The sequence below is a fragment of the Thermaerobacillus caldiproteolyticus genome (genome assembly GCF_013761245.1).
Classification (GTDB): domain Bacteria; phylum Bacillota; class Bacilli; order Bacillales; family Anoxybacillaceae; genus Thermaerobacillus; species Thermaerobacillus caldiproteolyticus.
In genome coordinates, this window is record NZ_JACDUT010000004.1 from 260074 (window position 1) to 284261 (window position 24188).

At 40.5% G+C, this 24188-nt stretch carries 23 protein-coding genes and 1 other annotated feature; of the genes, 17 read left to right on the forward strand and 6 right to left on the reverse strand.

The genetic code is table 11. The features are described from left to right. Nucleotides 1-38: 38 nt before the first annotated feature. Entirely contained in the window at nt 39-2639 is a 2601-nt protein-coding gene (clpB, locus tag HNR31_RS08230; RefSeq protein WP_181555770.1) for an ATP-dependent chaperone ClpB, read from the forward strand. 195 nt (nt 2640-2834) lie between these two features. Here the strand turns inward: clpB and HNR31_RS08235 are convergent, their stop codons facing one another. Then, a complete protein-coding gene (locus HNR31_RS08235) occupies nt 2835-3017 on the reverse strand; it encodes a DUF2929 family protein (protein ID WP_181555771.1) in 183 nt (60 codons plus the stop codon). Nucleotides 3018-3180: 163 nt separating this feature from the next. Here HNR31_RS08235 and HNR31_RS08240 point away from each other — a divergent pair, with 163 nt between their 5' ends. Continuing rightward, entirely contained in the window at nt 3181-3912 is a 732-nt protein-coding gene (locus tag HNR31_RS08240) for an alpha/beta fold hydrolase (protein ID WP_181555772.1), read from the forward strand. A 99-nt stretch (nt 3913-4011) separates the two neighbouring features. On the opposite strand, the gene HNR31_RS08245 is transcribed toward HNR31_RS08240, so the two are convergent. Continuing rightward, the gene (locus tag HNR31_RS08245; RefSeq protein ID WP_181555773.1) at nt 4012-4299 is read right to left on the reverse strand and encodes a hypothetical protein; all 288 of its coding nucleotides are present in this window, start codon (nt 4297-4299) and stop codon (nt 4012-4014) included. A 174-nt stretch (nt 4300-4473) separates the two neighbouring features. Between HNR31_RS08245 and HNR31_RS08250 the strand changes: the two genes are divergently transcribed. The 5 genes from HNR31_RS08250 (at nt 4474) to HNR31_RS08270 (ending at nt 8707) form a co-directional block, all read left to right on the forward strand. Then, entirely contained in the window at nt 4474-5406 is a 933-nt protein-coding gene (locus HNR31_RS08250) for a beta-ketoacyl-ACP synthase III (RefSeq protein ID WP_181555774.1), read from the forward strand. A 51-nt stretch (nt 5407-5457) separates the two neighbouring features. Then, nucleotides 5458-6699, forward strand: coding sequence for a beta-ketoacyl-ACP synthase II (gene fabF / locus HNR31_RS08255; RefSeq protein ID WP_181555775.1), 1242 nt, complete (start codon nt 5458-5460; stop codon nt 6697-6699). Nucleotides 6700-6790: 91 nt separating this feature from the next. Further along, the gene (locus HNR31_RS08260; protein ID WP_228485606.1) at nt 6791-7591 is read left to right on the forward strand and encodes a DUF2268 domain-containing protein; all 801 of its coding nucleotides are present in this window, start codon (nt 6791-6793) and stop codon (nt 7589-7591) included. An 81-nt stretch (nt 7592-7672) separates the two neighbouring features. Beyond that, complete coding sequence (locus HNR31_RS08265) at nt 7673-7879, forward strand: hypothetical protein (RefSeq protein ID WP_181555776.1); 207 nt, start codon at nt 7673-7675, stop codon at nt 7877-7879. Nucleotides 7880-7966: 87 nt separating this feature from the next. After that, nucleotides 7967-8707, forward strand: coding sequence for a YjbA family protein (locus HNR31_RS08270; protein ID WP_181555777.1), 741 nt, complete (start codon nt 7967-7969; stop codon nt 8705-8707). A 30-nt stretch (nt 8708-8737) separates the two neighbouring features. Here the strand turns inward: HNR31_RS08270 and trpS are convergent, their stop codons facing one another. Continuing rightward, nucleotides 8738-9727 (reverse strand): tryptophan--tRNA ligase, encoded by a 990-nt coding sequence (gene trpS, locus HNR31_RS08275; RefSeq protein WP_181555778.1) that lies wholly within the window; start codon nt 9725-9727, stop codon nt 8738-8740. Between the two features lie 54 nt (nt 9728-9781). Continuing rightward, nucleotides 9782-10015, reverse strand: a binding site (T-box leader). Between the two features lie 613 nt (nt 10016-10628). On the opposite strand from trpS, the gene HNR31_RS08280 reads away from it, so the two are divergent. From HNR31_RS08280 to HNR31_RS08300, 5 genes are all read left to right on the forward strand, one after another. Then, the gene (locus HNR31_RS08280) at nt 10629-12275 is read left to right on the forward strand and encodes a peptide ABC transporter substrate-binding protein (protein ID WP_181555779.1); all 1647 of its coding nucleotides are present in this window, start codon (nt 10629-10631) and stop codon (nt 12273-12275) included. 98 nt (nt 12276-12373) lie between these two features. Next, a complete protein-coding gene (locus tag HNR31_RS08285; protein ID WP_181555780.1) occupies nt 12374-13309 on the forward strand; it encodes an ABC transporter permease in 936 nt (311 codons plus the stop codon). A 2-nt stretch (nt 13310-13311) separates the two neighbouring features. Next, a complete protein-coding gene (locus HNR31_RS08290) occupies nt 13312-14229 on the forward strand; it encodes an ABC transporter permease (RefSeq protein ID WP_181555781.1) in 918 nt (305 codons plus the stop codon). A gap of 11 nt (nt 14230-14240) precedes the next feature. Further along, the gene (locus HNR31_RS08295; RefSeq protein ID WP_181555782.1) at nt 14241-15308 is read left to right on the forward strand and encodes an ABC transporter ATP-binding protein; all 1068 of its coding nucleotides are present in this window, start codon (nt 14241-14243) and stop codon (nt 15306-15308) included. Nucleotides 15309-15310: 2 nt separating this feature from the next. Further along, the gene (locus HNR31_RS08300) at nt 15311-16249 is read left to right on the forward strand and encodes an ABC transporter ATP-binding protein (protein ID WP_181555783.1); all 939 of its coding nucleotides are present in this window, start codon (nt 15311-15313) and stop codon (nt 16247-16249) included. 160 nt (nt 16250-16409) lie between these two features. Here HNR31_RS08300 and HNR31_RS08305 read toward each other — a convergent pair whose 3' ends face one another. Continuing rightward, complete coding sequence (locus tag HNR31_RS08305; protein WP_181555784.1) at nt 16410-16595, reverse strand: hypothetical protein; 186 nt, start codon at nt 16593-16595, stop codon at nt 16410-16412. Between the two features lie 259 nt (nt 16596-16854). Between HNR31_RS08305 and spxA the strand changes: the two genes are divergently transcribed. Next, on the forward strand, nt 16855-17253 hold the full coding sequence (gene spxA / locus HNR31_RS08310; RefSeq protein WP_181555785.1) for a transcriptional regulator SpxA: 399 nt from the start codon (nt 16855-16857) through the stop codon (nt 17251-17253). Between the two features lie 44 nt (nt 17254-17297). Here the strand turns inward: spxA and HNR31_RS08315 are convergent, their stop codons facing one another. Further along, nucleotides 17298-17969, reverse strand: a complete 672-nt coding sequence (locus HNR31_RS08315) for a TerC family protein (RefSeq protein WP_181555786.1) — start codon at nt 17967-17969, stop codon at nt 17298-17300. Nucleotides 17970-18186: 217 nt separating this feature from the next. On the opposite strand from HNR31_RS08315, the gene mecA reads away from it, so the two are divergent. The 4 genes from mecA (at nt 18187) to pepF (ending at nt 23841) form a co-directional block, all read left to right on the forward strand. Beyond that, on the forward strand, nt 18187-18864 hold the full coding sequence (gene mecA / locus HNR31_RS08320) for an adaptor protein MecA (RefSeq protein ID WP_181555787.1): 678 nt from the start codon (nt 18187-18189) through the stop codon (nt 18862-18864). A gap of 70 nt (nt 18865-18934) precedes the next feature. Next, nucleotides 18935-20446: a cardiolipin synthase gene (cls, locus tag HNR31_RS08325; protein WP_181555788.1), complete on the forward strand. Its 1512-nt coding sequence runs from the start codon at nt 18935-18937 to the stop codon at nt 20444-20446. Between the two features lie 311 nt (nt 20447-20757). Further along, nucleotides 20758-21954, forward strand: coding sequence for a competence protein CoiA (locus HNR31_RS08330; RefSeq protein ID WP_181555789.1), 1197 nt, complete (start codon nt 20758-20760; stop codon nt 21952-21954). Nucleotides 21955-22023: 69 nt separating this feature from the next. Then, the gene (gene pepF, locus HNR31_RS08335; RefSeq protein ID WP_181555790.1) at nt 22024-23841 is read left to right on the forward strand and encodes an oligoendopeptidase F; all 1818 of its coding nucleotides are present in this window, start codon (nt 22024-22026) and stop codon (nt 23839-23841) included. 25 nt (nt 23842-23866) lie between these two features. Here the strand turns inward: pepF and HNR31_RS08340 are convergent, their stop codons facing one another. Continuing rightward, nucleotides 23867-24055 (reverse strand): hypothetical protein, encoded by a 189-nt coding sequence (locus tag HNR31_RS08340; RefSeq protein ID WP_181555791.1) that lies wholly within the window; start codon nt 24053-24055, stop codon nt 23867-23869. Between the last annotated feature and the right edge of the window lie 133 nt (nt 24056-24188).

Below are 24188 nucleotides of genomic sequence, written 5' to 3' on the forward strand. Positions count from 1 at the left end.
TTTAAAGGTCAAAAAAAGTCAAAAAAGGGGCGAAAGCAATGAACATAAATAAAATGACAGAAAAAGTGCAAGAAGCGTTCATCGCTGCCCAATCTCTTGCTGTGAAACATCATCATCAACAAATGGATATCGAGCATCTTTTACTCGCTTTGCTTCAACAAGAAGAAGGACTAGCAGGAAGAATATTAACTCTGCTTCATGTGAATGTAGAGGCGTTCACGAACGAGTTGCGAGCGTGTTTAAAGAAAAAACCGGAAGTACTTGGCGCAGGGGTCGAAGAAGGAAACATCTATATGACCCATCGCTTGCAACGCCTCATTACGAATGCCGAACAAGAGGCAAAGCAAATGCAAGATGAATATCTATCAGTCGAACATTTATTATTGGCATTAACAATTGAAAACAACGATATTAGCCATTTGCTCCAGCAATACCGTATTGACCGTTCATCATTGTTAAAAGTATTAACAGAAATAAGGGGGAATCAGCGCGTGACAAGTCCAACTCCAGAAGCTACATACGAAGCTCTAAAAAAATACGGCCGCGATTTAGTAGCGGAAGTGAGAGCGGGAAAAATCGATCCTGTCATCGGTCGCGATAGCGAGATTCGCCGCGTTATTCGCATTTTATCGCGCAAGACAAAAAACAATCCGGTGTTAATCGGGGAGCCGGGCGTCGGAAAAACAGCGATCGTTGAAGGGTTGGCGCAACGCATTGTTCGGAAAGACGTTCCAGAAGGGTTAAAAGATAAGACGATTTTTGCCTTAGACATGAGTTCTCTTGTTGCCGGAGCGAAATTTCGCGGTGAATTTGAAGAACGTCTTAAAGCGGTGCTCAATGAAATAAAAAAAAGCGAAGGAAAAATTATTTTATTTATTGACGAATTGCACACGATTGTCGGAGCGGGAAAAGCAGAAGGCGCAATGGATGCTGGAAACATGCTAAAGCCGCTGCTAGCGCGCGGGGAATTGCATTGCATTGGTGCAACAACGCTCGATGAATATCGGCAATATATCGAGAAAGACCCGGCCTTGGAGCGTCGGTTCCAGCAAGTGCTTGTCGAAGAACCGGGCGTCGAAGATACGATTTCCATTTTGCGCGGTTTAAAAGAGCGATTTGAAATCCATCACGGCGTCAACATTCACGATCGTGCTCTTGTGGCGGCAGCAACATTATCGGATCGCTATATTTCCGACCGCTTTTTACCTGATAAAGCGATCGATCTAGTCGACGAAGCGTGTGCGATGATTCGTACCGAAATTGACTCCATGCCATCCGAGCTTGATGAAGTGATGCGGCGAGTCATGCAGCTGGAAATCGAAGAGGCGGCGTTGCGAAAAGAAACGGATGAAGCAAGCAAGGAGCGGCTCGAGACTTTAACAAAAGAGCTCGCCGATTTGCGCGAAAAAGCAAACAGCATGAAAGCGCAATGGCAACAAGAAAAAGAAGCGATTCAACAAGTGCGCAATGTTCGTGAAGCTCTTGAAAAAGCTAAACGCGAATTGGAAGAAGCAGAAAACGAGTATGACTTAAATAAAGCTGCTGAACTTCGCCATGGTCGCATCCCACAGCTGGAAAAACAATTAAAGCAGCTTGAACAGCAAATGAACGAAACAAACAAAGAAGGTCGTCTCCTTCGTGAGGAAGTAACAGAGGAAGAAATCGCGGAAATCGTCTCAAGATGGACAGGAATTCCGTTAACACGATTAGTCGAAGGGGAACGCGAAAAACTGTTGCGTCTGCATGACCTTTTACATGAGCGTGTCATCGGGCAAGATGAAGCGGTCGAGCTTGTCGCTGATGCGGTGTTGCGTGCTCGTGCGGGCATTAAAGATCCTAATCGTCCGATCGGTTCCTTTATTTTTTTAGGACCAACCGGTGTCGGAAAAACGGAGCTGGCGAAGGCGCTCGCGCAAGCGTTATTTGATAGCGAAGAACAAATGATTCGCATCGACATGTCCGAATATATGGAAAAACATGCGGTATCGCGCTTAATTGGTGCTCCGCCTGGTTATGTCGGTTATGAAGAAGGGGGGCAATTAACGGAAGCGGTACGGCGCAAACCGTATTCCGTCATTTTACTTGACGAAATCGAAAAAGCGCATCCAGAAGTGTTTAATATTTTATTACAAATGTTGGATGATGGACGTATTACTGATTCCCAAGGGCGCACGGTCGATTTTAAAAATACGGTCGTCATTATGACATCAAATATCGGCTCGCATGCGTTGTTAGAAGGAGTCAAAGAGGATGGAGAGATCAAAGAAGAAACGCGAGAACAAGTATTACAACAATTGCGCGCTCATTTCCGTCCGGAATTTTTAAACCGCGTGGATGATGTTATTTTATTTAAACCGTTAACAACGAAAGAAGTAAAAGGAATTGTCGAAAAATTAGTGAAGGAACTTGCCAAGCGGCTGGCCGATCGCCATATTTCCCTCACATTGACGGAAAAAGCAAAAGAATACATTGCTACATCCGGATTCGATCCGGTTTACGGAGCACGACCATTAAAACGATTTATTCAAAAACATATTGAAACCCCATTAGCGAAAGAAATCATCGCTGGCCGTATCAAAGATTACAGCACAGTCGATGTTGATTATGAAGGCGGACAAATCGTTGTGACAGCGAAATAAAATGAACAAGGCTGTCCCTTTACTTTCGGGACAGCCTTATTTCTTACGAAGTTACACGCGCCGCCTTCGCTTTTCTTTTTGTCTAGCTCCGGTGACCAACCGCTTGGGCCAAATCACCTTCACCCTCGAATGCAGACATTTCCGCGGGGGAAGAACATTTGCCCATTGCGGTTAGGCAAGTCACCTCCGCTTTTCTTAGTGATGTTCAACTGGTTCGTCAGGAAGTAAGTTAGCGATGATGATGATGAGAATCGTAACAACAACCCCTAATAAAGCTCCTGTTGAAAAGTGATAAGCAATACCTTGCATCGAGCCAATGACGTATGTGGCCATTTGTACTAGCAGAAACGTCCAAAAAAATGTCCAAAAAAATTTCACCGCATTCACCTCAATCTTTGTAACATTCCGTTTTTATCTTACCATAACTTATAGAAATCGAAAATGTCCTTTTGTTTTTGGGCAATATCCCCTTACTTCTTAGCATCTTTTGCATACAGTATACTGTGCAACTATGCTCTGTAAAAAGTAAGGGTGAATACGAATGGAGGTTCAACAACGTTTTTTCCAGCTTGATGATCAATGGTGTGTAGTTCACTTGCCGGAGCGCCCGAACGGATTTGCAATTCTGATCCTTGGTGACACGAACCATTTCGTCAGTGACAGCACAAGTTTTTGGCTACAGCATAAAGGAAGACGCCAGCTTCTTAACGATCTACGTGAATATGGATATACCATTTTTTATTCGAATTTATATGGTCGACATTGGGGGAGTCCTAAGGCAGTCCGTTTGGTAAAGCAACTGATTTACTACGTGTTAAAAAGTGAAATATTAAACAATCGCATCTATATTCTTGCTGAAGGAATGGGAGCTCTTGTCGCACTGCGGTTGCTTGAAACACTGCCACAGCAAATTCGCGCGGTAGTGATGTTAAGCCCATGCTTAGATTTACAAGCGCAGCTGGCGTATGAAAAAGAAAATAAGTTTTTTTACAAACGAATGGTCAAAGAAATTTCGGTAGCGTATGAAATCGACGAAATGAATATAAAAGACGCAGTCCCTTCATTATCATTTGTTCAATCATGCGTTCCCATTAAGATATGGCAACTATCGGGTGTTACTTCTTATCCTTCCTCTTTTCATTGTCGAAAATATGAGGAATTAGCGAGGAAGGTAAAAGGTCAGGTGGATGTTGTATACCATTTACCAGAAAAAAGATACAGCTTTTCCAAAGCGATTCATCAATTTTATCAGCAATATAATGATTTACAATAAATTCCTCTATCGAGTATAGAAACGGTAGGGGAATTATTTTTGGCAAAGAAAATAAGAGGCATTCAAACAAGAACATGCCTCATCGGGGAACCGTTGTCGTTATGATTTTTTGAAAAGGTCAACAAAGGAAGTGAATTTTTTCATAAGGGGCTTTAATTGATTAAATGAGGAGACAAGCGTATCAATATCTTGCATTAATTGCATAAAATCGAGCCCTTGTTGCGGAGGGAATTCGCTAAATTCGCTTTTTCCTAGAACGTTCTCTCTTTGACGTGACGGAAACGGCCCGAACATTAAACGGGAAAAACGATCCTCTCGTTGGTTAGTCTGCTCATTTTGCTCCTTGGCTTCTTGGTCAGTTTGCTTATTTTGTTCCGTGTCTTCCATGATGCTTTCCTCTCCTTTCCCTTTCCTCTTTATTAGCACTTTATGTGAAAAAAAAAGAATTGATTAGACGTATACCACGTACCAAATATTTGTATTGCACGTTTAACAAAATTCCGATAAAATTAGTACCAAGTAATAGTAATTGGTTATATAATACTGAAGGAGTTGTTCAGCGTGGGTGCAGGTATTATAGGGATTGGGCGATACTTACCGGAGAAGGTGTTAACCAATTTTGATTTAGAAAAAATGATGGATACGTCTGATGAATGGATTCGGACGAGAACGGGAATTGAAGAACGAAGAATTGCTCCTGACAATATCGATACATCCGATATGGCATATTTTTCAGCTAAAAAAGCATTAGAGGATGCGGGAATTTCAGCAACCGACATTGATTTAATTTTAGTGGCCACGGTGACGCCGGACCGTCCGTTTCCATCGGTTGCGTGTATGCTGCAGGAACGTCTAGGAGCGACCAAAGCAGCGGCGCTTGATATTAGTGCGGCATGTGCGGGTTTTATTTACGGTATGGTCACGGCAAAACAATTTATTGACAATGGAGCGTATCGCTATATATTAGTAGTTGGTGTTGAGAAGTTATCGAAAATCGTCAATTGGAACGATCGAAATACTGCTGTGTTATTTGGAGATGGCGCAGGCGCAGTGGTAATGGGACCCGTTTCTGAAGGCCGGGGCATTTTATCATTTGAATTAGGAGCTGATGGAACAGGAGGAAAACATTTATACCAAGACGAATATGTCATTATGAATGGGAGAGAAGTGTTCAAATTTGCCGTTCGGCAAATGGGAGAATCATGCATTAATGTGCTAGAAAAAGCAGGTTTATCAAAGCAAGACGTTGATTTTCTCATCCCGCATCAAGCCAACATCCGCATCGTCGAAGCTGCAAGGCAGCGACTAGAGTTGCCGGAAGAGAAAATGTCGACAACGGTAAGAAAGTATGGAAATACGTCGGCAGCCTCCATTCCGATTTCGATTGTCGAAGAATTGGAAGCAGGGAAAATTAAAGACGATGATTTGATTATTATGGTTGGTTTTGGTGGCGGCCTAACATGGGGAGCGATCGCGTTACGATGGGGTCGCTAAATCATCGACCATCGACACTCTTTCATTACAAGAAAAAGGAGAGACAAAAGAATGGAAAAGAGAAGAGTCGTTGTCACAGGTCTAGGTGCAGTTACTCCGCTTGGAAACGATGTTGAAACGACGTGGAACAATTTAATTGCTGGTCGGACAGGAATTGGGCCGTTGACTCGTGTCAATCCTGACGACTTTCCGGCAAAAGTAGCAGCAGAAGTAAAAGATTTTAATCCAGAAAATTATATAGATAAACGGGAAGCGCGAAAAATGGACCGCTTTACGCAATATGCGGTTGCCGCCGCGCTTATGGCTGTTAAGGATGCGAAGCTAGAAATTACGGAAGAAAATGCGACACGAGTCGGCGTCTGGATCGGCTCTGGAATCGGCGGGATGGAAACATTCGAGCAACAGTTCGAAATCTTCCAGCAACGCGGTTATCGTCGTGTCAGTCCATTTTTTGTGCCAATGATGATTCCGGATATGGCGGCTGGTCAAGTATCGATCATTCTAGGAGCGAAAGGAATTAACTCTTGTACCGTCACTGCGTGCGCAACGGGAACGAACTCTATTGGTGACGCGTTTAAAGCGATTCAGCGCGGTGATGCAGATGTCATGATTACTGGTGGAACAGAAGCGCCTATTACGAAAATGTCGCTAGCTGGCTTTTGCGCCAATACTGCTTTATCAACAAATCCGGATCCAAACAAAGCGAGCCGCCCATTTGACAAAAACCGCGATGGTTTTGTCATGGGAGAAGGCGCTGGCATTCTCGTAATAGAGGAATTAGAACATGCGTTAAAACGCGGTGCTCACATTTATGCCGAGATTGTCGGTTATGGAGCGACAGGGGATGCGTATCATATTACCGCGCCGGCTCCAGGTGGGGAAGGCGGCGCGCGTGCAATGCGGAAAGCATTGGCAGACGCCGGAATGCAGCCAGAAGAAATCGATTATATTAATGCACACGGTACAAGCACGGAGTATAACGATAAATATGAGACGATGGCGATTAAAGAAGTATTCGGCGACTATGCGTATAAATTGGCAATTAGCTCGACGAAATCAATGACTGGACATTTGTTGGGAGCCGCAGGAGCTGTGGAGGCAGTATTCTCTGTATTAACGATTAAAGAAGGAATCATTCCGCCAACGATCAATTACGAAACACCTGATCCAGAGTGTGATCTTGACTATGTACCAAACGTAGCAAGACGTCAAGAAGTCAATGCGGTACTCAGCAATTCGCTTGGGTTTGGCGGCCATAATGCGACATTGATTTTTAAAAGATATACAAAATAACGAACAGGGCTATCTCAGACAAGGATGAGATAGCCTTTTTTTCACCTTCTTTTCGTTTATTTCATACGATGGGAAAAAGCAAGAGAAAGGTGTGAATAAGACAGTGCCGATCGTGCGTACCGACGAGTGGTTAGTAAAATTACATTCCCGTCCGCTTCAACTATGTGAACGACTCACTCCTTATTTTGAAGAGGCAACAGCTCGTGATATTTATCTACATCTCATCCAGCATGGGATGTACCAGCCGTCAAACGATATAGCCAACATCGTAGATCAAATGAAAAAGAAACGAATGTGGAAACATATTACAACGATATACGAAGCATTAAAAAAACAATGGAACAGTCCCGATGTACCAATTTTTCTTTTTCCGGCGGATCCGCATAATCGAAAACTAGCCCGTGAATTTAATAGCAAAGGCGGACTGGCTTACCCTGATAAATTGTTCCTATTTTTATTACCGCATCATACAGAAAAAGAAATCAAAGCGGTGTTCACGCATGAGTATAATCATGTCTGGCGCTTTGCCAAGCACGAGAAACAAAGTGATGACTATACGTTACTTGATGCCATCATTTTGGAAGGGCTAGCAGAAAATGCGGTTCGTGAATACGTTGGAGACACATATAAAGCGAACTGGACGACATATTATTCGGAACAAGAGATTATACAATTTTGGCGACGCTATCTGTCTCCACATCAGTCCATTCCTGTCCACCATCCGTTATATAACCGCCTTCTCTACGGACTTGGTTTTTATCCGAACATGCTTGGATATGCAGTCGGATACTCTATCGTCCACCATTGTTTGCAAAAAAGAGGAGTTCGTTTTTCCGAGCTTATGGAATTGTCTTCTGAGCGCATCGTGCAGCTTGCTCGACTAGGTGAATAAAAATATAGTCATGACCCCAAGTTACAGTTCATATATGTAGAAATAAGATGGACAAGTTGATGATAGAAAGAAGAGGGCGTAATGATGCGCGTATTTATTTATTTAGTCGGTTTTGGCCTTTCAGTGATTGGAGGGGTTACTTCCATTGCTTATTTGAACATTATTACACCCGAACGAGGATGGGTTGATTATTTTCGATTTGTTAGCACGCGTATCGAATGTTATTTTCTACCAATTGGAATTGTTTTGATGTGGGTAAGTCTATATTTTTCCTATCGTGAAGAATAGTGGATAAAAAAGGGTGAAGTGGAATAAAATAAGTCCCCTCTGCCTATACTGATGGACAAATAGTTTTTTGAAGTGAGGGGTATTCTTATGTTATATCTTCATGATATTTGGGTCAATTGGTTTGAAGGAGAAGAGAACGGATACAATGTTTGCCATTTTCATGAATGGCGGAAAGATGATCAAGTCGAACTATTAGACCAAGTGCCGCTACTGAAAGTTTCCTCTGCGTTATTTGATTATATTGAAAACAGTTTATCGGAAATTCCACAGCCACTTCTTGATGATGTATACCAGAAAGCGTATGTACGTAAAAATCATGAGCGAATTCAGCTTGACTATTGTTTCGTTATTACAGATGGAACAGGGATTCTTGCCATTGATACGATTGGCTACAATATTCCGATTCGCAAAAGCCGGCTCATTCCAAGACAAGAGCAACTCGTATATGAAATGGTAGCTGAGCAACAAGAAGAACAATACCCGTTACCTACGTATAAAAAAGAGCATCATATTTTGTCACCATCTCCGCAGCTTATGAGCGGATTAACACGAAAAGAACGCCAATTGAAGCAACTGTTATTTATGGCACTTGATCAGCTTCATTCCATGAAAAACGTCGCTGAAGTACGTTATTGGTATACGGAGTGGGCACCTCACAAATATCCTTCGATTCAACAAATGTCGTTTGAAGAAGCATGGCAACATTTATATGAGGAAACGAAGTACGGCTGGTCGGAAAAACATGTGCAATTATGCGAAAAACTCATAAAAGGCCAGCCATTTTTTGAAAAGTTATGGGAAATGGAACAAGAGCCAAAAGTGAATTAAAAAGCAAGCCGCAAATAGGCTTGCTTTTTGTTATTTACGTTTTCTTCCTAATCCCATTGCGTTTTCCATCTTCTTTAACATTTTATTTGCGACTTGATTCGCTTTTTCTGCGCCTTCATCAAGCACTTGATCGAGAAGATCACTCTCCATTAAATGGTAGTATTTTTCTTGAATCGGTGTGAGGGTATCAATGATCACCTGAGCAAGATCGGCTTTAAATTCTCCATACCCTTTTCCTGCATATTCTTGTTCTAGTTGTTCAATCGATTTGTTTGCCAAAATAGAGTAAATGTTTAACAAGTTCGTAATGCCCGGCTTATTTTCTTTATCGTATTTAATGACTCCATCCGAATCGGTAACGGCGCTTTTAATTTTCTTTTCAATCGTTTTTGCATCATCTAACAGTGTAATAAATGCCTTTTTGTTTGGATCAGATTTGCTCATTTTTTTCGTCGGATCGGCAAGGGACATAATGCGCGCTCCTACTTTTGGAATGCGCGGCTCTGGAAGCGTAAAAATTTCTCCGTATCGTTTGTTAAACCGTTCCGCCAAGTCACGTGTCAATTCAATATGCTGCTTTTGGTCTTCGCCGACAGGAACAATATCCGTTTTGTAAAGGAGAATATCAGCTGCCATAAGCGGAGGGTACGTTAATAACCCAGCGCTCACCGCTTCTTTCCCGGCTGACTTGTCTTTAAACTGTGTCATTCTTTCGAGCTCGCCGATGTAAGCGATGCATTGCAGCATCCATCCGGCTTGTGCATGCGCAGGGACTTCCGACTGAATAAATAATGTCGCTTTGTTCGGATCGATGCCGACCGCTAAATACAGCGCAGCTAGACTGCGAATGTTTTTGCGAAGCTCAAGGCGATCCTGTGGAACAGTAATCGCGTGCTGATCAACAATACAAAAATAGCAGTTGTATTCGTGCTGTAATTCAATAAATTGTCGCATCGCACCAATGTAATTGCCAAGCGTAATGACACCGCTTGGTTGAATACCTGAAAAAATTGTCTTCATAAAATCACTCCTTTACACTATACATATAAATAGAAAGGTCCTACCTCCCGCTCAATTAGGGACGATAGGACCGCGTTGCCACCCTAGTTATTGTACTTCACGTACAATCGCTCTGTTCCATGCTATTTTTGCATGGCACCTTTGTAACGCAAGGCAGACGTCCAAGCCTACTCCCAGTTCAGCTTGGATGCTCGAAAGCCCATTCCATATTGCTAGCCGCTTGTTCGCACCACCCACAAGCTCTCTGCATGCATCGCAATATGTACTATTCTTTCTCATCGCATTCTCTCTATTGTACTCTTCATTTTAACTTATACCTATCTTTTATGCAAGAATGATACACAATTAAGAATTATTGCATAAAACAAATCATTTAGAGCTAGGATAATATTATATTAAAAATGATCTATCTTATTTCCTCATTTAAACACGAATAATTGTCTTTATTTCAAACTGTTTTTTAATAATATATGATTTATTGATAAAATTATTTTATAAAAATATATGCTCAAAAAAGTTGTTGATAGTCTGTAAATGTAAAGTAAAAAAAAACAGAATGTAAACGCTTTAATATTAATTTTGTAAATTTTTTTCATTTACATTTATCAAAAAACACTATAAAATGCTAATTAACTAAAAACATAAATAATTTAAAGCAAAACAAAATTCAGAAAATAGGTGTAAAAAATTCTTTTCAAATATATTAATAACATTTATAATAGGGTTTGGATAAAATATTCTGATAAATCAGAAGGTATAGATTTTGTTTTCATAAAATTATACATAACATTGTGATGGCTAACATGGTTATACGATGTAAACAAGCAACTTCATTAACAAAAGTTCCACGTTTTTACGTAGAGCTTTTGAACATAAAATAATTTTTTTAGGGGGGAAATTTATGAAGAAAAGGCTTTCCATTCTTTTTAGCTTAATGCTAGTGTTAAGTCTTTTCCTTTCCGCCTGTGGCGGTTTCGAGAAGAAAAACGAATCCGCTGGCGATAAAGGAAAAGATGGGGACAAAGCGGCTAATGTCCCACAAGAATTGCATGTGAACATTAAAACAGAACCATTCTCACTAAACCCAGGTTTAGCAAATGATTCCGTTTCTGCTAACGTATTGTATCAAACATTTGAAGGATTAACTCGTATTAAAGATGGCAAACCTGAGTTAGCGATGGCAGAAAGCTACAAAGTTTCTGATGATCAAAAAACATACACATTTAAATTGCGCGACGCAAAATGGACAAACGGTGACCCAGTTACCGCAAAAGACTTCGAATATGCGTGGAAATGGGCATTAGATCCAAAAAATCAATCACAATATGCTTATCAGCTTTATTACATTAAAAATGCTCAAGCCTATAATGAAGGAAAAGCAAAAGCGGAAGATGTTGGTGTGAAAGCAATTGACGACAAAACGTTACAAGTTACGCTTGAGAACCCAACACCTTATTTCTTAGAATTAACTGCGTTCTATACGTATTTCCCAGTAAATAGCAAAATTGCTCAGCAAAATCCAAAATGGTATACAAACGCTGGCGACCAGTATACTTCTAACGGACCATTCAAGATGGTTAGTTGGGAACACAATAACAAAATCGTTCTTGAAAAGAACGAAAATTACTGGGATGCAAAAACCGTAAAATTAACAAAAATTGAAATGGTTATGGTCAATGATACCAACACGGAGCTTTCGATGTTTAATAATGGTGAACTAGATTGGGCAGGTATGCCTACTGGCCAATTGCCACCAGACTCTTTACCAAAATTAAAAGAGGAAGGTAAATTACACGTTCAACCAATTGCTGGTACTTACTGGTATAAATTTAATACAGAAAAGCCACCGTTGAACAATGTCAACATTCGTAAAGCTCTTGCGTATGCGATCGATCGTGAAGCGATTGTTAAAAACGTATCAAAAGGCGAACAAATTCCGGCTATGGCTGCTGTACCACCGACGATGTTCCCTGAAAACAAAAAAGGGTATTTTAAAGATAACGATGTAAAAAAAGCAAAAGAGTACTTGAAAAAAGGTCTCCAAGAGCTTGGATTAAAAGATGTAAAAGATTTACCGCCAATTACACTATCATATAATACCGATGATGCACATGCAAAAATTGCCCAAGCAGTTCAAGATATGTGGAAGAAAAACTTAGGTATTGAAGTAAAACTTGAGAATGCCGAGTGGGCTGTTTACATTGATAAATTACACTCTGGCGACTATCAAATCGGCCGTATGGGATGGTTAGGCGACTTTAACGATCCAATCAACTTCCTAGAGTTGTTCCGTGACAAAAAGGGCGGAAACAACGATACAAACTGGGAAAATCCGAAATATAAACAATTGTTAATCGATTCTCAAAAACAAACGGACCCTGAAAAACGTAAAGAACTGCTAAAAGAAGCAGAGGCCATTTTAATGGATGAAATGCCGGTTGCACCAATTTATTTCTATACAAATACTTGGGTTCAAAAAGATAACTTAAAAGGTGTAGAAATGTCAGGTCTTGGTGATGTCCAGTTTAAATGGGCGTATTTTAAATAAAATCGTACGCAGTGAAAGAAAAGAAGGTATATGAGGGAGGCCTCATATACCTTCATTTCCTGTTAAGGTATTTTCAAGAAAATGGAGGTGTAGGAAATTTGTTGAGATATATAAGCAAACGTTTGCTTTACATTCTTATGACCTTATTTTTAATTGTTACAGTGACATTCTTTTTAATGCGGGCTGCTCCGGGAGGACCGTTCTCGAGTGAAAAACAGGTTCCACCGGAAATTGAAAAAAACTTAAATGAATTTTATGGGTTAGATCGCCCTTGGTATAACCAATACTTTGATTATTTAGTTTCCATTGCAAAATGGGATTTCGGTCCTTCATTTAAATATAAAGGACAAACGGTGAACGATTTAATTAACGAGGGCTTTCCAGTATCATTTTTCCTTGGAATGGAATCATTGTTGTTAGCGATAAGTATTGGGGTTTTATTAGGAATTATTGCAGCACTGAACCATAATAAATGGCAAGATTACACTGCGATGGTGCTCGCGGTGTTGGGAATTTCCGTTCCAAGTTTCATTATGGCGTCTATTTTACAATACTTTTTAGCGATTAAATTGGGCTTGTTTCCAGTTGCGCGTTGGGAGTCTTTACAGCATACTGTTTTACCAGCACTTGCTCTTGCAGCGACGCCGATGGCGTTTATTGCCCGTTTAACTCGCTCAAGTATGTTAGAAGTATTGAGCAATGATTATATTAGAACGGCGAAAGCAAAAGGGCTCTCAAGAGGTCAAATTACGGTGAAGCATGCTGTTCGTAATGCGTTATTACCGGTTGTAACATATCTTGGACCTTTGTCTGCACAAATTTTAACGGGTAGTTTCGTTATCGAAAAGATCTTCGGTATCCCTGGTCTTGGAAGCCATTTTGTAACAAGTATTTCTAACCGCGATTATACAACGATTATGGGAGTCACTGTGTTTTACAGCATTCTGTTATTAGTGGCTGTTCTTCTAGTTGATATTGCCTATGGCTTTATTGACCCACGTATTAAGTTAGCTGGTGGTAAGAAAGGAGAGTAATCATGCAGCAAATTCCTAAAGAGATGTTTCAGCCGGCGATAGCAGATAGTAGGGAAGCTGAAAAAATATCAAAACCAAGCTTGTCATTTTGGAAAGATGTTTTCATACGTTTTCGTAAAAATAAACTAGCGATGTTTGGATTAGTTTTATTAATCCTTTTAGTGTTCATGGCCATTTTTGGTCCGCATATGACAAAATATGACTATGCAACGAATGACTTAATGAATACGAACCAGCCGCCGTCTTCCAAACATTGGTTTGGTACGGACGAGCTTGGGCGCGATATATTTGCACGTACATGGTATGGTGCCCGTGTTTCTTTATTTATCGGATTGTCAGCGGCGTTGATTGATTTATTCATTGGGGTGCTTTGGGGCGGCATTGCTGGTTATCGCGGCGGTAAAACGGATGAAGTTATGATGCGCATTGCTGATGTTTTATATGGGGTCCCTTACTTACTTTTAGTCATTTTGTTAATGGTTATTCTCGGACAAGGATTAGGGACAATGATTCTAGCAATGACAATTACCGGGTGGATTAACATGGCCCGTATTGTTCGCGGACAAGTGCTGCAACTGAAAAATCAGGAATATGTTCTGGCAGCGCAAACGCTTGGCGCAAGTACATCAAGAATAATGTTTAAACATTTAATTCCGAATGCAATGGGCTCGATTCTTGTTACGATGACATTATCAGTTCCTACCGCAATTTTTACAGAGGCGTTTTTAAGTTATTTAGGATTAGGTGTTCCGCAACCTTTGGCAAGTTGGGGAACAATGGCTTCAGATGGGGTACAAGCATTACAGTATTATCCGTGGCGTCTGTTTTTCCCAGCTACATTTATTTGCTTGACGATTTTTGCGTTTAATGTAGTTGGGGACGGATTACGCGATGCATTAGATCCAAGATTACGTAAGTAAGGTGTGAGAAGATGGAAAAACTGTTGGAAGTGAAAAATTTAGAAGTCTCGTTTCAAACGTATGGTGGAGAGGTACAAGCCGTTCGCGGTGTAAGTTTTCATCTAAATAAAGGCGAAACATTAGCAATTGTGGGTGAATCAGGCTCTGGAAAAAGCGTCACTTCCCAAACCATTATGCGCCTTATTCCAACTCCACCTGGAAAAATTAAAAGTGGTCAAATTATATTTAATGGGGAAGATCTTGTCAAAAAAACAGATAAAGAAATGGAACAAATTCGCGGGAAAGAGATCGGGATGATTTTTCAAGACCCGATGACATCATTAAATCCAACGATGAAAGTCGGTCATCAGATTATGGAGGTTTTGATTAAACATCAAAAAATGTCCAAGTCAGCTGCAAAAGAACGGGCTATTGAATTGTTACGACTCGTTGGAATTCCAATGCCGGAAAAGCGTGTGAACCAATATCCTCACGAGTTTTCCGGGGGGATGAGACAACGGGCAATGATCGCAGTTGCTTTAGCTTCGAACCCGAAGCTATTAATTGCGGATGAACCGACAACTGCTTTGGACGTAACAATTCAGGCGCAAATTTTAGAATTGATGAAAGATTTACAGAAGAAAACAGGGACGTCCATTATCTTTATTACCCATGACTTAGGGGTAGTAGCCAACGTAGCCGATCGTGTTGCTGTTATGTATGCAGGGAAAATCGTTGAAATGGGCACGGTTGATGAAATTTTTTACGACCCAAGACATCCTTACACTTGGGGATTGCTTGCTTCCATGCCGAGCCTTGACAGCGATGACCAGACGGAATTAGCAGCGATTCCAGGCTCCCCGCCAGATTTAACGAATCCGCCAAAGGGAGATGCGTTTGCTCCGCGCAATCCATACGCGATGAAGATAGACTTTGAGATGGAACCGCCGATGTTTAAAGTTTCTGATACGCACTATGCAGCAACATGGCTGCTTCATCCAGATGCACCAAAAGTGGAACCGCCTGAAGCTGTAAAAAAACGCTTGCGTAAACTCTCCTCTAATTATGAGAAACCTGTCGTTGTAAAGGAGAGTGAGTAAAAATGGCAGAAAAACAAAAACTGATTGAAATAAAAAACTTGAAGCAATATTTCAATGTAGGAAAAGGAAACGTTATTAAAGCAGTTGATGGCTTAACATTTGATATTTATAAAGGCGAGACGCTGGGATTAGTAGGGGAATCCGGCTGCGGTAAATCAACAACGGGGCGAACGATTATCGGATTATATAAAGCGACAGAAGGAGAAGTACTTTTTAATGGTGTAAATGTGCACGCTAAAAAGTCAGCGAAAGAGTTAAAAACACTGAAGCGAAAAATGCAAATGATTTTCCAAGATCCATATGCATCGCTCAATCCGCGCATGACGGTGGCTGATATTATCGCGGAAGGAATCGATATTCACGGTCTTGCGAAAACGAGAGAGGAGCGGATGCAACGCGTATATGAACTTCTTGAGACGGTTGGATTAAATCGCGAGCATGCGAACCGCTATCCGCATGAATTCTCGGGGGGACAGCGCCAACGCATTGGGATCGCGCGCGCCTTAGCAGTCGAGCCGGAATTTATTATTGCCGACGAGCCGATTTCGGCACTGGACGTTTCGATTCAGGCGCAAGTCGTAAACTTAATGAAAAAGTTACAGCGTGAAAAAGGATTAACCTATTTATTTATTGCCCATGACCTTTCGATGGTAAAATATATTAGCGACCGCATTGGTGTGATGTATTTCGGGAAAATGGTAGAATTGGCGGATGCTGATGAGCTATATCGCAATCCAATTCATCCATATACGAAAGCGTTATTGTCTGCGATCCCGCTTCCAGACCCAGAAACGGAGCGGACGCGTCAGCGAATTGTTTATGACCGATCCCAACATAACTATAAGGAAGGGGAAGAACTGCAATTCCGCGAAATTACACCAGGTCATTTTGTTTTATGCTCTGAAGCGGAATATGAAAAGTATAAAACAATGTATACGTAAAAAACGATCTCGTTAACGAGATCGTTTTTATTATAAAGTATAAATGCTGAAAGAAAATTGGCTAGCTCTCTTATGTCAAACCAACTCACTCTAAAGCGAAAAAACGTTTATGTGTGCAGAGCATTTGACTTGGAGAGCTACTCGACTGCCTTTGCTTTTCTTATTGTTTTTTTCCTCCTACTAGCTTCCAACCTGCTTGTGTTTTCATCGATTGTTCAACGTTTTCCATTCGTTTTGAACCACCAAACACTTTTTCACCAATCCCATTGGCAATGACGCCCATTAAGGCGGTGATTCCAATGACTAATACCCCTATAGTCACAAGGTCAATGAAATATTGTGCCATGTCAAATTCCTCCCATTAATAAGCCAACTGCTCCCATTTTTTATTGTAGATGATTTCCTTTCTTAGTGGAAGTCTTTAGGAAAACAAATTGGCAAAATCGATGGCTTTTCGAAAAAATATACCTTTCTTCTCACTTTTATTGTATAATATACAATGTAAAAGTAATTTCAATTTATGATTGCTACTTAGTGATCGCTAGCATAGAAGAAGGTTTATATATATGTATGGCAAGTGATCTTGTCGAAGGGGAGTGAGAATTATGGTGACTTTGTACACTTCACCTAGTTGCACATCATGCCGCAAAGCGAAAGCATGGTTAGAAGAACATAATATTCCGTATGTAGAACGGAATATTTTTTCTGAACCGTTAACGATTGAGGAGATTAAAGAAATTCTCCGCATGACAGAAACGGGGACGGACGAGATTATTTCAACAAGATCGAAAATCTTTCAAAAGCTTAACATTAATCTTGAATCGTTGCCGCTTCAGGAGTTATACGAGCTCATTCAACAAAATCCTGGTATTTTAAGAAGACCGATTATTATTGATGAGAAGCGGCTTCAAGTTGGTTATAACGAAGATGAGATTCGCCGATTCTTGCCGCGGAAAGTTCGTGCTTATCAACTTCGCGAAGCGCAACGCCTTGTCAACGGATAAAAAAACTTCTACATGGGTACCCATGTAGAAGTTTTTTCGCATCTTCATGATGTCCAGCGATGAGCTTTTTTCCAATTGATAATGAATCCAAGGCATACAATCAGTATCGTGGTGATAAAGGGAAAGGCCGAGCGAAGTGAATCCATTTCACCATATACATGCTGGATTTGTTGCTCTTCTGTGATCATTTTTCCAGCGGTATAGGCTAAAATCGCTGCACCGATATAAATAAGAAAAGGAAAGCGTTCCATTGAATAGAGAATGATTTTACTGCCTAAAATGATAATCGGAACAGAAATTAAAAAACCAAAAATCACAAGAGATGTACGACCGCCTGCTGCCCCAGCGATTGCAATTACGTTATCTAATCCCATCACAATATCTGCTGTAACAATCGTCTGTACCGCTTTCCAAAGCGAAGTCTCAGGCTTTACGTGAGCAGCAGTATCTTCTTTTTGAATTAAAAGCTTTAAAGAAATCCAGAGTAAGATGAATCCACCGATAAATTGTAAAAAAGGGATTTTTAATAAAACCACAACTATAGCTGTGAGAAAAATGCGGACCACGATCGCTAGCGTCGTTCCGAGAACAATCGCTGTATTTCGTTTATGCTCCGGTAAATTGCGACTTGCTAGAGCGATTACAACCGCATTGTCTCCGCCAAGAATGATATCAATGCTAATAATGAGAAGAATGGATGTGATATATTCATTCATACATGTCCCTCGCTTTTTTCCCTTCAACATCATTATAGTAGGGCATGTCTTATTTCATAACCAATTTTTTAAAAATGGGGGTTTTTTTATTTCCCTTCTGACGTTTTTTATCATAAAATAGAAGTACAAGACATAATCTTGTATTTAAAGAGAATTTTCTCGGGGGTAAAAAAATCCCTTCAACTTTAGCCTTTATTAGGAAGGGAGAGTTTACAAAATGGAGATGGAACGCATTAATGAGCATACGGTCAAATTTTATATTTCGTATGTTGATATAGAAGAACGCGGTTTTGACCGAGAAGAAATTTGGTATAACCGCGAGCGCAGTGAAGAACTGTTTTGGGAAATGATGGATGAAGTTCATAGTGAAGGGGATTTTTCGCTTGAAGGGCCGCTTTGGATTCAAGTACAAGCGCTTGACAAGGGGCTTGAAGTATTAGTGACAAAGGCGCAGTTATCAAAGGATGGAAGCAAGCTTGAACTTCCGCTTCCAGAAGAAAAGGTACGTGATTTTCCGGTTGATGAAAAAATCGAGGAGCTGCTTGACCATCATTTCCATATTGAACGAAGACATGATACATTCTTAGAAGAAGATGACGAGGTGCTTCACTTTACCATTTGTTTTAAAGATATTGAAGATATGATCGCTTTAGCGCATCGTGCTGATTTTACTCATCTAAAAAACCGCCTCTTTTTCTTTGAAGGTCGCTACTACTTATTTGTTGAATTTAATGATGAGGACTACACGGAACATGAGATTGATAACTGGTTAAGCCTATTGCTAGAGTACGGTACTGATTCGCAAGTAACGATTTACCGTTTGGAGGAATACGGAAAGGAAATTATTCACGAGAATGCGTTAGCGACATTGGCTCATCATTTTCCGTTAACATAAAAGCCGATTTCAGCTTGTTGAAATCGGCTTTTTCTTCGGTGATATTTATAAATGACTAGGGTGAAAATCATTGCGAAACACGTTACAAGTTCTTATTTTTATTTGTGTTTTAAGCATTATTTTATTTTTTACGAAGGATTATTGGGAAGGATGGCTTCTTGGTTTTCTAAGTGTGTTAATTACTTGTTCGGTGATTTTTATTGCGTTTGTCATTTCATTAGAGAATCGCCATCCGGCACAAACATTAACATGGCTTGTCGTGTTGGGAAGTTTCCCGCTTCTTGGCTTTTTCTTTTATTTAATGTTTGGGCGAAATTACCGAAAGCAGCGTCTCTTTAAAAAGAAGGCGATACTTGATGAACAGGCGTTTTTAAAATTTGAAGGGCAGAGAGAATGGAACATCCAAGAGATGAGCTATATTGGTGAGCATCAGCAGCCGTTGCTTCATCTTGCTCATCGCCTTGGAAAAAGCCCTGTGTCTATCGCGACAGAAACGAAAGTCTTGACAAATGGGGAAGAGACGTTTTCAACGATTTTCGATGAGTTACAAAAAGCGACTCATCATATTCATTTAGAATACTACATTGTCCGCCATGATGAGGTTGGACAGCAATTAAAAGACATTTTGATTGAAAAGGCAAAAAAAGGTGTTCACGTTCGCTTCCTTTATGATGCAGTGGGAAGCTGGAAATTATCGAAAACGTATATTCAAGAGCTGCGTGACGCCGGTGTTGAAATGATTCCGTTTTCTCCTGTGCGCCTTCCGTTTTTAAATAATAAAATTAATTTTCGTAATCACAGGAAAATTATTGTGATTGATGGGACAGTCGGCTTTGTTGGCGGATTAAACATCGGTGATGAATACTTAGGAAAAAATGAGTATTTTGGTTTTTGGCGTGATACACACCTATGGATTCGCGGCGAAGCAGTCCGCACGTTGCAGCTCATTTTCTTGCAGGATTGGTATTACATGACGGGGGAAACGCTGCTAACGTTAAATTATTTATCGCCGACACCTGTGTATAAAGAAGAAAAAGGGGGAGTACAGCTTATTGCGGGAGGACCTGATCAAGAGTGGGAGGTCATTAAGCATTTATTTTTTGCGATGATTACATCAGCGAAAAAATCCATTTGGATCGCGTCCCCGTATTTTGTCCCTGATGAAGATATTCTAACTGCTTTGAAAGTCGCGGCGCTGAGCGGTATCGATGTCCGCATTCTCGCTCCGAGGCGTCCGGATAAAAAAATTGTTTTTTACGCTTCTCGTTCTTATTTTCCAGAGCTGTTGGAGGCGGGAGTTAAAATTTATGAGTATACAAAAGGCTTTTTGCATAGCAAAATTATTATTGTTGATGGAGAACTTGCTTCTATCGGAACGGCGAACATGGATATGCGCAGCTTTCATCTGAATTTTGAGGTAAACGCATTTTTATACCATACTGACAGCACGAAAACGCTGGTCAATGATTTTCTTCGCGACCTTGAGGACTCAAATTGTATTGATTATGAAACATTCAAAAAACGACCGTTCTCTATTCGTGTTGTCGAGTCGGTATCAAGGTTATTATCACCGCTATTATAAATCACGCTCGAGTGTTCACTCGGGCGTTTTTTATGATTAAGAAAGTATAAAATTTGAATCGCCGTCTAGCTCGGCCTGCAACGCTTTCTGGAATATAACCTTTCTCCGGAGTTTTGTCTAGCTCATGACTCTCTGGTGCCTAATAACTTTCTCCTTTAAGGAAGCTAGGCTGGCAATACCGTTTGCCCACAGGACGTGGACAGGTTTTTGGAGAAATTGGGGCGCTTGCGCTTTTTTACTTAGAAAGAAGGATTTTTTCTACTTATTGTTGAATGTGATGACTATCTTTATTGTGAAAGGATGTGAAAAAATTGCTTGTCGCGTTGCTAAAAGATGGGCGACCGATTTCGCTTGTGGATCGTTGGACAAGAGTGGAACTTATTCGTTTAAAACAACAAGAAACATTTTTTTGCCCTGCTTGTGAAAGGGAAGTGATCTTAAAGCTTGGAAATCGCCGAATTCCTCATTTTGCTCATAAAAAAGAAGGAATGTGTGCATTCGAACATGAAGCGGAATCCTCGACTCATTTAGCTGGTAAAATGGATTTATTTCGCTGGTTGCAAAAGCAGTCCATCAATGTCAAGCTAGAGCCGTATTTCCATTCTATTCAGCAACGACCGGATCTTTTTGTTGTTGTCGATCAGCGCGCTTATGCTCTTGAATATCAATGTTCGCCGATCAGTGAAGCATTATTTCGGAAGCGGAACAACTATTATAAAAAAGCAGGAATTCGACCTATTTGGATTATGGGGGCTCATCATCTTCGGCATTTGTCTTTGTATCGTTTTAAACTATCGCGTTTTCACTGGTTGTTCGCTCAACATGTCTCGCTTTCTTCTCAACCTCTTCTATTCTATTACTGCCCGGAAACAAAGCAGATGTTTCGTCTCGTTCGATTTATTCCATTTTCCCCGTATTGCACGTTTGCGATTCCTCTTATGAATGCGTTGTCGTCTCTTTCTTTTGATGATTTGCTTTCATATCCGTCTGTACCATTACCGGATGATTTTTGGAGCGAGTGGTTGTCGGAAAAGAAGAAGTGGCGATTGACGTTTACAATGTATCCAAACAAAACGAATCGCCGAATTTGTTCAGATTTTTATCATCATCGTATTCTCCCGCCTTTGTTCCCTCCTGAAGCAGGTTGGCCTCTATCACATAGTTATTTATTTGAAACTCCTCCCTTTATTTGGCAGACATACGTGCTAATAGAGCTCTCAAAGTATCATGAAGTCATTCCCCTTTCTTCCATCTATGCATTGATGAATGAGAAAATAGCTGCCCGGATTGTAACGGTGAGAACATTGCCACTTGCGAATCTGTACCATTATTCGCGGGCGGTTTATGAATATTTGCAACTCCTGACGCAACTCGGATATATTGAATGGAAAAGCCGTCATACATTACAATTAATAAAGCCGCTTACGCTTCCGAAAACGATGGATGAGGCAGTAAATGAAGACAAACGGTTGCTTGAAGCAATCAAAATAAAATCTGGCCAATTTTAGAGGGAAAAAGTAAAAAAACGAGAATACTACTTACGTGCATATATTTTTTTAAAGGAGGTTTAGCAAGTTATGGATGAAAAGAAAACGGCGAAATCATTGCCGACGCGTAATGAAATTCCTGTTGAAGAGACATGGCGACTTGAAGATATTTTTCCGACAGATGAAGCGTGGGAGCAAGAATTTCAAGAAGTGAAAAAGATGATTCCAAAATTATCGGATTATCAAGGACGACTAGGAGAATCCGCCGATGTTCTTTACGAAGCGTTGCAATATCAAGATGAAGTATCAATGCGCCTAGGAAAACTGTATACATATGCTCATATGCGTTATGACCAAGATACGACGAATACGTTTTACCAAGGGCTTAACGATCGAGCTTCTAGCCTTTATAGTGAAGCATCAAGCGCGATGGCCTTTATTGTCCCGGAAATTTTAGCGATTGACGAAACAAAATTACAGTCATTCTTGAAAGAAAAAGAAGAGCTAAAGCTATATGAACATGCATTAGACGAGATCAATCGACAACGCCCGCACGTTTTATCAGCAAACGAGGAAGCATTGCTTGCTCAAGCGGCAGAAGTGATGGCATCTCCTAGCAATACATTCGGCATGTTAAATAATGCTGATTTAAAATTCCCAACAATTATTGATGAAAATGGTGATGAGGTCGAGGTGACGCATGGGCGTTACATTCGGTTCCTTGAAAGCGAAGACCGCCGCGTGCGCCGCGATGCGTTTAAGGCTGTATATGACACATACGGAAAATATAGAAATACATTTGCGAGCACATTGAGCGGTGCGATCAAAAAAGACAACTTTTTTGCACGTGTTCGCCGTTATAAATCAGCGCGCGAAGCAGCATTAAGCAGCAACAACATTCCAGAAAGCGTCTATGACAATCTTATCGAAACCATTCATCAAAACTTGCCTTTACTGCATCGTTATGTGCGGCTACGCAAAAAGGTATTAGGCATCGATGAGCTCCATATGTATGACTTGTATACACCGCTTGTCAAAGATGTGAAGATGGAAGTGACTTACGAGGAAGCGAAAGAGTATTTATTAAAAGGGCTTGCTCCCCTCGGTGAAGATTACTTAAATGTAGTGAAAGAAGGCTTAGAAAACCGCTGGGTCGACGTTCGTGAGAATAGGGGAAAACGAAGCGGTGCTTACTCGTCAGGCTCTTACGGAACGAATCCGTACATTTTGTTGAATTGGCAAGATAATGTAAATAATTTATTTACGTTAGCGCACGAATTTGGGCACTCTGTTCATAGTTACTATACGCGAAAAACGCAGCCGTATCCATACGGAAACTATTCTATTTTTGTGGCTGAAGTGGCATCGACTTGCAATGAAGCGTTACTGAATGATTATCTACTCAAAACGATTGACGATGAGAAAAAACGTCTATATTTACTTAATCATTACTTGGAAGGATTCCGTGGCACGGTGTTCCGCCAAACGATGTTTGCCGAATTTGAGCATATAATTCATATAAAAGCGCAGGAGGGAGAAGCGCTAACGGCCGATTCTTTAACATCGATTTACTATGATTTAAATAAAAAGTATTTCGGTACTGACGTTGTCATTGATGAAGAAATCGGTTTAGAGTGGGCGCGCATCCCGCACTTCTACTACAATTATTACGTATACCAATATGCGACAGGCTTTAGTGCAGCGACCGCATTAAGCAAACAAATTTTAGAAGAAGGAGAAACAGCAGTAGAACGTTATATCGAGTTTTTAAAAGCTGGAAGCTCCGACTATCCGATTGAGGTATTGAAAAAAGCTGGAGTAGACATGACGACGGCACAACCGATCGAAGAAGCGTGTCAAGTGTTTGCACAAAAGTTAGAAGAAATGGAACAACTATTGTCATTATAAAAAATAAAGCGAATGTGGTCTGTGATCACATTCGCTTTTGATGAAATCCTTTAAACCGATTACGGTTGTTCCAAGTGAAAAGCAATCCGAAAATAGAAGCAAATAATAAAGGCATTGTAATGACCAGTGAAATTAAGTTCATTAACCCTAATAAATTTAAATAAAATGTTGCAATAATCATTATGATCCAAAATATGATCGCAGCTTGTTTCATCGTTATCCTCCTAACGATGGAAAATGTTTATTTCATTATATGAGGCGTGCTCGGAGAAACATGCTTTTGTCTTGAATTTATGACAAAAATGTGAACAACAGCACAAAGGTGTTGCCAAAACTCGACACCATTT